Origin of the sequence: Kocuria atrinae C3-8, from assembly GCF_000286355.1 — a bacterium.
In the GTDB taxonomy this organism is placed as follows: domain Bacteria; phylum Actinomycetota; class Actinomycetes; order Actinomycetales; family Micrococcaceae; genus Kocuria; species Kocuria atrinae_A.
Genome location: NZ_AJXN01000043.1, coordinates 1 through 9,068, shown reverse-complemented (window position 1 = coordinate 9,068; position 9,068 = coordinate 1). Strand labels below are relative to the sequence as shown.

11 protein-coding genes and 1 pseudogene are annotated in these 9,068 nt (G+C 60.9%); 5 read left to right on the top strand and 7 right to left on the bottom strand.

The features are described from left to right. Window positions 1-227 precede the first annotated feature (227 nt). Window positions 228-374 carry a hypothetical protein gene (locus YO9_RS17145; protein ID WP_016996613.1) on the top strand — a complete coding sequence of 49 codons (147 nt, stop codon included), beginning with the start codon at window positions 228-230 and terminating at the stop codon, window positions 372-374. A 159-nt stretch (window positions 375-533) separates the two neighbouring features. On the opposite strand, the gene YO9_RS0105625 is transcribed toward YO9_RS17145, so the two are convergent. Then, window positions 534-1,814 (bottom strand): glycerophosphodiester phosphodiesterase family protein, encoded by a 1,281-nt coding sequence (locus tag YO9_RS0105625; RefSeq protein ID WP_223286172.1) that lies wholly within the window; start codon window positions 1,812-1,814, stop codon window positions 534-536. 660 nt (window positions 1,815-2,474) lie between these two features. Here YO9_RS0105625 and YO9_RS21410 point away from each other — a divergent pair. Continuing rightward, window positions 2,475-3,227, top strand: a complete 753-nt coding sequence (locus tag YO9_RS21410; RefSeq protein WP_223286171.1) for a peptidoglycan-binding protein — start codon at window positions 2,475-2,477, stop codon at window positions 3,225-3,227. Window positions 3,228-4,067: 840 nt separating this feature from the next. Then, a complete protein-coding gene (locus YO9_RS19775; RefSeq protein WP_262925596.1) occupies window positions 4,068-4,139 on the top strand; it encodes an excalibur calcium-binding domain-containing protein in 72 nt (23 codons plus the stop codon). Between the two features lie 44 nt (window positions 4,140-4,183). Here the strand turns inward: YO9_RS19775 and YO9_RS0105615 are convergent. From YO9_RS0105615 to YO9_RS17125, 3 genes and pseudogenes are all read right to left on the bottom strand, one after another. Next, a pseudogene (locus YO9_RS0105615) lies at window positions 4,184-5,853 on the bottom strand (FAD-binding dehydrogenase). A gap of 14 nt (window positions 5,854-5,867) precedes the next feature. Further along, the gene (locus tag YO9_RS17130) at window positions 5,868-6,140 is read right to left on the bottom strand and encodes a hypothetical protein (RefSeq protein ID WP_223286170.1); all 273 of its coding nucleotides are present in this window, start codon (window positions 6,138-6,140) and stop codon (window positions 5,868-5,870) included. 5 nt (window positions 6,141-6,145) lie between these two features. Further along, window positions 6,146-6,484, bottom strand: a complete 339-nt coding sequence (locus tag YO9_RS17125; protein ID WP_223286169.1) for a hypothetical protein — start codon at window positions 6,482-6,484, stop codon at window positions 6,146-6,148. 67 nt (window positions 6,485-6,551) lie between these two features. Here YO9_RS17125 and YO9_RS0105605 point away from each other — a divergent pair, with 67 nt between their 5' ends. Beyond that, complete coding sequence (locus tag YO9_RS0105605) at window positions 6,552-7,172, top strand: DUF2238 domain-containing protein (RefSeq protein WP_223286168.1); 621 nt, start codon at window positions 6,552-6,554, stop codon at window positions 7,170-7,172. A gap of 8 nt (window positions 7,173-7,180) precedes the next feature. Then, window positions 7,181-7,744 carry a protein-L-isoaspartate O-methyltransferase family protein gene (locus tag YO9_RS0105600; protein ID WP_016996606.1) on the top strand — a complete coding sequence of 188 codons (564 nt, stop codon included), beginning with the start codon at window positions 7,181-7,183 and terminating at the stop codon, window positions 7,742-7,744. A 29-nt stretch (window positions 7,745-7,773) separates the two neighbouring features. Here YO9_RS0105600 and YO9_RS0105595 read toward each other — a convergent pair whose 3' ends face one another. The 3 genes from YO9_RS0105595 to YO9_RS17115 form a co-directional block, all read right to left on the bottom strand. Beyond that, window positions 7,774-8,478 (bottom strand): superoxide dismutase family protein, encoded by a 705-nt coding sequence (locus YO9_RS0105595; RefSeq protein ID WP_016996605.1) that lies wholly within the window; start codon window positions 8,476-8,478, stop codon window positions 7,774-7,776. Window positions 8,479-8,599: 121 nt separating this feature from the next. Continuing rightward, the gene (locus YO9_RS17120; RefSeq protein ID WP_016996604.1) at window positions 8,600-8,821 is read right to left on the bottom strand and encodes a VOC family protein; all 222 of its coding nucleotides are present in this window, start codon (window positions 8,819-8,821) and stop codon (window positions 8,600-8,602) included. Next, window positions 8,821-9,000, bottom strand: a complete 180-nt coding sequence (locus YO9_RS17115; protein WP_223286167.1) for a VOC family protein — start codon at window positions 8,998-9,000, stop codon at window positions 8,821-8,823. Before YO9_RS17115 ends, YO9_RS17120 begins: the two co-directional genes overlap by 1 nt. Window positions 9,001-9,068: the final 68 nt, after the last annotated feature.

Sequence of the window (9,068 nt, the reverse complement as noted above, 5' to 3'; positions counted from 1 at the left end):
GCTCGCGGTTCCTCGCGACGCGCACGACGTCGTCACGGAACTCGCTTGGGTAGGGCTTTGGCACAGCAACATCCTTCCAGACCCACCCCTCAGGCAAGCCATCTCAGATGTCACCTAACCGTGCAGCAGTCCCTCCCACCTACAAATAACTGGTGCGAACATGTCACTTTCACCCTCACTGCTCCGAACCTGTAAGACTGGATGCACAGCCGATTGAAGGGAAGACCATGGAAAACACACCCAAGAGCCAGCCCAGCAACCCGGAGAAGGGGACACCCTGGGGCCTCGTTCTCATCATGATCGGGTTCTTCTTGGCCACCGGACTGGTGATCGGTATTGGGGTCATTTCGTTGGATCTCGGACTCGGCGGCTAATCAGTCCGGTTGTCCACGTGCCATCGCCTGGCCAGGCTGGAGCTGATGTGCCTGGCCGGTGAGCATGCCAACGGCGGCACATGAAGATCCCGCCACGACGACGGCGGGCGGGCACCTTCGCATCGAAGGTGACGCCGCGTCGTCGGTTGTGAGACGCAGTTAGTTTGCGAAGGTGTCCTGCAGGTTTCCGTTGCCGGTCCACAGGGCGATGGAGTCGCCACCGTTGTTGAGGACGTTGGCGGTGCCGTTGTTGTAGTAGGCGTCCGCGCGGTTGGTGCCCGGGCCGGTGTATACGCGCAGCTGCGCACCCGGCGCCAGGACGTAGCCGTTGCCCACGGTGAGCTGGGTATTGGCAGCGTCGCGAATGATGTATCCGGAGACGTCGATCGTGCGGTTCGTGGTGTTCTGCAAGATCACGTGCTCGCCGGTTTCTGGCTGCAGGTCGTTGCCGGGCACATCGTTGATCGAGTCAGCGATCTGTACGCCCGTGTTTTGCGGGAACGGCTTCTGACCGCGCTCGTGGCGGGAGAATTGAATGGGGAAGTCGCCGGTCACGCGGTCGACGCCCAGCGCCACCACCTGGTCATAGGCTTCGGTGGAGTTCACGGTGTACACGCCGATGCCCATCCCCGCGGCCTTGACCCGCGCCACGCCGGCGGCGTCCAGGTTCCGGTAGCTCGTGCCGAAGTGATCGGCGTACGTGGCGATTTGCGCCAGGGTTGCGGAGTCGGGCACGGTGCCGATCAGCTGCTGGAGGGGAACATCAGGGGCGAGCTCGGCGAAGCGCTGGTTGGACGCGGGGTCGAAGCCCAGGACCTCGATTTGATCGTTCTTCAGCAGGCGATTCCAGTCGCGATTGTTCTGCAGCGAGTCCGCGACGACCTTTTCAATGCCGGGGGAGTTGACCGGCGACTTGATCTCGATGAACACGCCGATCTTGTTGTTGGCGATCTTGGCGGCATCGTTGAAGTGGGGAATTTTCTCGCCCACGAACTTGTCCGAGAAGTACGAACCCGCATCAAGCTGCTGCAGCTCGGCCCAGGTGAACGAGGTGATCGGGTCGTTCTCGCGGCCCGGGAACACGTCTTCCACGTTGGTGGTGCGCGCGGGGGTGTCGTCGTGGAAGAGGAACGGCACGCCGTCCGCGGAAAGCTGCACATCGATCTCAAAGTAGTCCGCGTGCGAGGACCGCGCGTCCTTGAAAGCCGACACCGTGTTCTCGGGGGCAGTGCCTGCCGCGCCGCGGTGGCCGATCAGCAAAGGTTCGTTCGCCGACGACGCCGCCCTCGTCTCGTTCTTCGCCGCAGCCTCCGCTGCCGGGCGGGTATCGGGCTGTGCGTAAGCCGGTGCGGTGAATGGTGCCAGGACGGCGACGGACAGCGCCGCGGCCGCCGTGGCTTTGGAGATGCGGCCGAAAGTGCGATTGCTTCGAGTGTTCACGGTGAACCTTTCGTTCAAGAACTTCGGGCAACTCGAGACCAACTTGACGGTGTATTCCCCCAGGTCCCGAGCGTGTCAGCAGGACCAACGGTCGCCGATGGACATGGCGAGAACGAGTCAGGCGGGTAACTGTGCGGTGAAGTGTGGGCCGCGGTACGCCCGCGAGGTGGCTAGGAAATTAGGTTCGTTTACTCGCAGATTTGAACCCACTGAGTTCACTTTTTAATGAATTCCACTAACTGTTAGTGCGCCAATTCTCGTAATAGCTAACCTAATTGAAAAACTACTCAAAAGTAGTTATTGAAACTCTCTTCCAATGCATCAAAGCGCTGCTACTGTGATCTCGGTCATACAGAATTGTGTGGTTGGAAATATTATTTACTCGCTTTTTTGGGGGAGAATTATGTCCGCTGAATCCCGTGTCATGGGGCTCGATATCAATCGTCGATCAATGTTTGCAGCGCTGGGTCTCGCAGGGGTGACGACAACTGCATCCGGGCTTCTTTTGGCGACCCCTGCCCATGCATTGACTCCTACGGAGGTGCAGAGATCGCTGTGGGGTCTTTACTACTACAGCGGGGCTATTGACGGCGCCTGGGTGCTGTCTCCAAAACCGCGATTCGGGCGTTCCAAGCGGATCGCAAACTGGTCGTAGACGGCGTGCCGGGGAGTATCACGCAAGCTGAGATCTCACGGGTTGTACGCCAGATCCAGGCCAAGCGCGGTTTAGTCCAGGATGCCAATTATGGTTCCGTGACGGTGGCTTCGATCAAGAAGTTCCAGGCCTCGAAGGGTCTGGTTCAAGATGGCCGCTCCGGACCTAAGACCATGAGTTTGTTGGGTGTTGTGCGTGTCATCGCGGCCAAGGTGGTACCGGGCAAGCTTGTTGCGATCAACCAGTTCTACACGGGAGCCCAGAGCAAGGACAACTGTGGGCCGACCTCCTGTGTAGTAGCGCTGGTGGCTATTGGAAGACCGCCTACAGGATACGTATCCAGCCCCACGGGTAACCGTGGGCCGGTCGAGAGAATGCGGACTGCGACCGGCGTTGTGGTTGGTCCGACAGATTTGCGGCAACTGCAGACCGCGTTGCACAAGTACAGTGCCCGCACCGAATACCTGGGTAGTGATGTTAATGGATATGAAAAGGGGATTCAGCGAGCTCGTGGAGGCGAGACGGTCATTTTGAACCTAACTCACGGGCGACTTCTGGGAACCTTAGGAAAGCAGTATGGCCATTATGTAGTTGCGCGTGGAACTGATAGCTCGGGACGGATTTTGGTATCTGACTCGGCGCATTGGGATCCGGTAAACGGTTCGCGAGGTGCGGTAGTTCCGTACACCGAAACCCAACTTCGAAATGCTCGCCACAACACAGCCTCATTACGGCGGGCTCTGGTCGTAAAGGCCTAGTTCACCGATCGACCCGAGTCGGACCCCTTCCAACCGGAAGGGCCCGACATTTTACTGCCCAAGTTTGAGTCACTGTGGGCTTGTAAGGCTTGCAAGCGGGTACATCCCCGATGGTGGGGGTCCACATGCGACGGGGGTAAGACATATTTCCAACTAGTGGGTAACTACGGTAAATCCTGTGTAATTTAGAGCTCAATCACGCCTCCGACGATTTCCTCATGGTCCCTGGGAATCGTAAATCCCAGGTGTCCTGCAAGAAGGAAATCCGATGCAGCCCCAACAGCCTCCCTACCCATTTTCTGCCCAGCAACAGCCTAGGAAGCGCCCCAAAGCGCTCAAGATTGGTCTCTTCAGCTGTCTGGGTTGCTTGGGTTTAATAGTCCTCGGGTTCGTGCTTCTGATCATCATTGGACTGTTTCTTGCCCCGTCTACTCCGGAGCCTGAGACGACACCCACTCAACCTGCTCCGTCCACGTCCACGAAGGAACCCACTCCCAGTAGTTCCCCCACGCCAAGCACTACGCCAACGCAGTCTCCGTCACCCACGAAAACGCCCACCCCAACACCTACTCCGTCTTTGACGCCCTCGACCGCAGCCGCGACTTCTCAGCCAGCTCGAGGAGGGTCAGAGGAAGAGGATGAGGGCACACGTCGGCCACTTGTCGCGCCTAATCCGCCGAATCCAGCGCCTACTCCTCCGCCGATCGAGCGGGAAGCTCCAGTTCGTGAAGCACCGCCAGCTCCGGCGCCTTTGGTTCAGCCGCCGCCACCTGCGCCAGAAGCACCCGGGGCAGCTATTACCCCAACTGCGATGCGGCAGACGCTGCGGGAGCTTCCCCGTTGTACGCAGGCTCACCGGGGTACCGGCCTGGTCTGGACCGCGACAAGGATGGCATCGCCTGTGACACGTGAGTTCCTGGTCTGCTTGTAAATCCCTTGACCAGAAAACTGGATGTCTAACCCCGCAGCTCCTCCGCAATACCCCGCCCCGCCTGACGCCCGGAGAACAAACAGCCGCCCAGGAATGTGCCTTCCAACGACCGGTAGCCGTGCACACCACCGCCTCCGAACCCCGCGATCTCGCCAGCGGCCCACAAACCCGGAACCGGTGCGTGGTCAAAGCCCTGCACACGCCCGGACAGGTCCGTCTGCAAGCCGCCCAAGGTCTTGCGCGTGATGATGTTCAGCCGGACCGCGATGAGTGGTCCGGCCTTCGGATCGAGGATCTTGTGCGGTGAAGCGGTGCGGGCCAGCTTTTCACCCCGCGATCGTCGCGAATTATGAATCGCGGATACCTGCAGATCTTTGGTGAACGGATTATCCATCTCGCGGTCACGCGCAACGATCTGTCGTTCCAGGTCGGCCAGATCAATCAGCGGTTCATCGGTCAGCGCGTTCATCCCATCCACGAGCTCGCTCAGTGAGGACGCCACTACGAAATCCTCACCGTGCTTCTTGAACGCTTCCGCCGGACCTGCCGCACCGGGCAGCACGCGACTCAGCGTGAGCTTCAGATCGCGGTTGGTGACATCCGGATTCTGCTCCGACCCGGACAGCGCGAATTCCTTCTCGATGATCCGCTGCGTCAGCACGAACCACGTGTAGTCGTACCCGCTGTGGCCGATCGCCTTGAGCGTCCCCAGAGTGTCGAAACCGGGGAAGTTCGGTACAGGCAGTCGCTGACCGCGCGCATCGAACCACAAGGACGATGGTCCCGGGATGATGCGAATTCCGTGGTCCGGCCAGATCGGATTCCAGTTCGTCACGCCCTCCGTGTAATGCCACATCCGGTCGCGGTTCACGATCCGCCCGCCCGCGGCCTCCGCGAAGCCCAGCATTCGGCCGTTCACGTACTCGGGCACTCCAGTGATCATCTTGCGCGGCACCTGCCCCAACCGCTCCGGCCAATTCTCGCGCACCAGATCCTGGTTGCCGCCGATCCCACCCGCGGTGACGAGCACGGCGGGTGCCTTGAACTCGAACGTCCCAGTTTCTTCGCGATTCGTCGCGGCCCCACGTGGAGCAGTGTCCGGAGCGAGAACGACGCCGCTCACGCCGTCGACGCGCCGCCAGACTTTTCGAGGCGATCCACTCGATGCCGGAACGCAAAGGTGACCAGACCGGCGTCGTGCGCATCCCGCACCGCTTGCTCGAACGGGGCAACGACGCCCGGGCCGGTGCCCCAGGTCAGGTGGAACCGGGGGACCGAATTGCCGTGACCGTCCGCGAGGTACCCGCCCCGTTCGGCCCACCCGACGAGCGGGACCCAACGCAGGCCCAAGCCGTGCAACCACGAACGTTTCTCACCGGAGGCGAAATCCACGTAGGCCTCGGCCCAGCGGTGGCCCCAAAAGTCCTCGCCTGCGGGGTCGTGGACATCGCGATCAAATCCTGCACTGCCGAGCCAGTCCTGCATCGCGAGCTCGGGGGAGTCCTTGATGCCCATGCGACGCTGCTCAGGGGTGTTCACCATGAAGAGTCCGCCCAGCGACCAATGTGCTTGGCCGCCCAGGTTGGCTTCTGATTCCTGATCGACTAGCAGCACGCGGAGCCCCGCGTTGGTCAGTTCTGCTGTGGCGACCAGGCCGGCGAGACCGGCTCCCACCACGATGACATCGGCGTCCATGTGTTTCTCCAGGCTCATTTCTTGGATCGATCCAGGGCAACTCGTACGAGGGCAGAGGCCAATCGCGGCAGATCCTCGTCCGGAACCAGATTGGCCAGGTCCTCAGGGTCGTCGGGCAACCCGAGTTTGCGGGCGCCGTCCACGGCCTTCTTGTCGAAGAACGGTGCCATGACTGGCCACGTGGCTTGAACTTCACGGGCGAAGATCGACGTGCCCGTGGGCCCGATGCCCGGGAACTCCTGCAACCGTTTCAAAACGTCCTTGGGATTCTCGGATTGCTCTCGCAACCGCCTCAGATCCCCGCCGTAGGTGTCGAGAAGGAGGGCGGCGCCGTCGCCGAGCATGGTGGAAGTGCGTTCGTCGTAGCGGCGGTAACCACCCCGGCCGAGAGCGTCGACGCGTTGTTGCCAGGTGGCGTCGCGCATTTTCTCGGGCGTGGTGAAGCCACTGTTGATGAGCTCGCGAGCGTCGCGACGGCAATAGTGGCGCTGATCCTGGTGGACAACAGGTTGGCCAGGACTAGGAGCTGAAACAGGGGAGCGGGGGTGTCCTTGAGATGGATGCCCGCTTCCTGGGCGTAGGTCAGTCCGTGCTCGTCCAGAAGCTTGTTGACGATGTCCCGGTGGCTCATGAGGTCAAACCTACTTCCGTGGCTGGGGCACAAGAATATCCACAGGTAGGCGCGTAGGGTCAGCAGCATGATGAAACGTGTTTCTTTCAGCGGAATGCTGTTGAGGCACGCGCCGCTCATCGTGGTGGAACTGGTGTTGTTGGTGTCATTCATCGGGGACACGGCGGGTGGAAACCCTGAAAGTGCGTTCATGGCCATGGGTCTGCTGCAGGTGTCCCTGAGCCCGTTGGTGATTGAAGCCATCGCGCGGGTTCGCATCCCGCTGTATCTTCAGCTGCTCTACGCCGTGCTGATTTTCACCGGCGGATACATGGGCAGCTACTTGCGGTTCTACGACGTCTGGCAACCGTGGGACACCATCGTCCACTTCTATTCGGGCATCATGATCGCGCTGTGGACCGATTACATACTGCGCGCCGTCATGCGCAAACACCGTTTCACGATGCCGCGCTGGTTGCACGCAATAGTGATTACGTCTTTCAGTGCGCTGGTGGCCATGCTCTGGGAGATCGGAGAGTTTGCCGCAGACCAGATGACGGGATCCCGTGCGCAGATCGACAACTACGACACCATGATCGACATGATCACCGGCACCCTGTCCGCGCTGATTGTCGCTGTCCTTGTGGTGTTGTGGCCTCGCGGGCGGCGGATTGACCAGGGAGAATTGAGTAACCGCTCAACCCGTTAGAGACAGCCATGGACCCGATCACACAAGCTTTCACCCGGATCAAAAGGGCTGATTTCCTGCCCGCGGAAGCTCACGAATTCGCTACCTTTGATGCGCCGCTGAACATTGGGTACGGGCAAACCAATTCCCAACCGAGCACGGTCAAGGCGATGCTCAAGTTGTTGGATGTGCAGCCCGGTCACCGTGTGTTGGATGTGGGTGCGGGATCGGGGTGGAGCTCAGCGCTACTCGGCTACCTCGTGGGCAACGAGGGCACGGTTATTGGAATGGAACGGATCCCTGAATTGGTGACTCCGGCTCAAGCTGCCAATGCCCAACAGAATCAACCGTGGGTGCAGATCAGACAAGCAGCCGAGGGCGTCCTCGGGGAGTCGAAGGACGCGCCCTTCGACCGGATTCTTGTCTCCGCCATGGCAGACGCCCTCCCCGAGGAGCTCGTGGAGCAACTCGGGGAGGGCGGTGTCATGGTGATTCCGGTAGCTGACGAAATGCTGCGGGTGCGCCGTCGTCAGAAGCGCGTGAAGACCACCCGCCACGGACAGTTCAGGTTCGTGCCGCTGCGCGAGGACTGAGCTGAACAAAGACCCCGATGACCTGTCGACTACTCGATCACACCGCACGCCAGACGAGAGCCCGCATCGCCGGTGGACTGGGTATCTTCGTCTGCGCCCTCGGCTGCGTAGCGATCGGGAATGTTGGCGTAATTGTCCGGGTCGGAGTGAATCATTAGCGCGGACCCGTTGTCGTCCATCAGGTTGTCCCTGGTGAGTCGGTCCGTCTGGAATGTCATCTTGGCTTCGCCGGACTCCATGACCAGCAGCGCGGGAAGGTCACCCGCGTGATCGGGGTGCCGTGCGTCGTCGCCACCCAAGTGGCCACCCGCGGACAGGAACGCGCCGGTCTCGGACGGGTCATCGGGAGCGGAACTCTCCGCCTCGCACACACCGTTCGCGTGGACATGGAAACCGTAATAGCCGGGTTCCAGCCCGGACAGCTCGGCCGACACGACCATGGCCTGGTCATCGTCTTCCGCCGCGGAGAATTCCACGGTGCCTACGTCCGCGCCGTCAGCATTCTGGACGTCCGCCGTAGCAATGGTTTCGGGTTCCGACGCCGCCGCACTCGATTCCTGCGCGCTCGTTTCCTCTGCGTCCGCTCCGCCTCCGTTGTCCCCGCACGCGGCAAGGGTCAATAGACCCGCAAGGCCGAGGAAGGCCATACCGGTTCGGGCTCGAGAAGACTTTTTCTTGGGGGTGGCAGCCAGGTCAGTTGAATCGGTCGGGGAAGTCAGTTCACGCTCGTTCATGGCATCTCCTCATCGTCGGTCCGCTGGGCCGGCGCGTTCGGAGGTTATGCCGACCGCTCAACGGTGTGGCATTTCCACGCTACGCATGACGCGCGTCACATTCGAGTGGTGACCAGGAGTATTACGCGTCCTTGGTCCCGATGTTCACGCCCCAATCGACCCCGAAACGATCGCGCAGACCCCCGAAGGCGTCACCCCACTCTTGCTTCTCGAGCGGCATCTCCACGGTGCCGCCTTTCGCGAGGGCATTGAAGAACTCGGTCATGCGCTGTTCGTCGTCGCCCCAGATGCAGATGTTGATCCGGCCGCCGCCTGTGACTCCACCCGGGTTGTCGGAGGCCATCAGACTCCACCCCATGTCGGTATCGAGCTGACCGTGCATGACCACTCCGGGGTGTCCTCGACCATGCCCATTTCCTTGAAGCGAGTGATGTTGAGCTCTCCTCCGAAAATGGAGTGGTAGAACGTGAGCGCTTCTTCTGCCTGACCTTCAAAGCCGATGTACGGGGTTGCCCGAATCATGGTGTCTCCTCTTTTCTAGGCGGAGAAGGTGATTCCGCCTGCCACATAGTGGCCCTTCACAGATGAGC

Coding starts and splice junctions, on each gene's coding strand:
- YO9_RS17145 (WP_016996613.1), top strand. CDS start 228: ATGGAAAACACACCCAAGAGCCAGCCCAGCAACCCGGAGAAGGGGACA.
- YO9_RS0105605 (WP_223286168.1), top strand. CDS start 6,552: ATGATGAAACGTGTTTCTTTCAGCGGAATGCTGTTGAGGCACGCGCCG.
- YO9_RS17125 (WP_223286169.1), bottom strand. CDS start 6,484: ATGAGCCACCGGGACATCGTCAACAAGCTTCTGGACGAGCACGGACTG.
- YO9_RS17115 (WP_223286167.1), bottom strand. CDS start 9,000: ATGATTCGGGCAACCCCGTACATCGGCTTTGAAGGTCAGGCAGAAGAA.
- YO9_RS17120 (WP_016996604.1), bottom strand. CDS start 8,821: ATGGCCTCCGACAACCCGGGTGGAGTCACAGGCGGCGGCCGGATCAAC.
- YO9_RS0105595 (WP_016996605.1), bottom strand. CDS start 8,478: ATGAACGAGCGTGAACTGACTTCCCCGACCGATTCAACTGACCTGGCT.
- YO9_RS0105600 (WP_016996606.1), top strand. CDS start 7,181: ATGGACCCGATCACACAAGCTTTCACCCGGATCAAAAGGGCTGATTTC.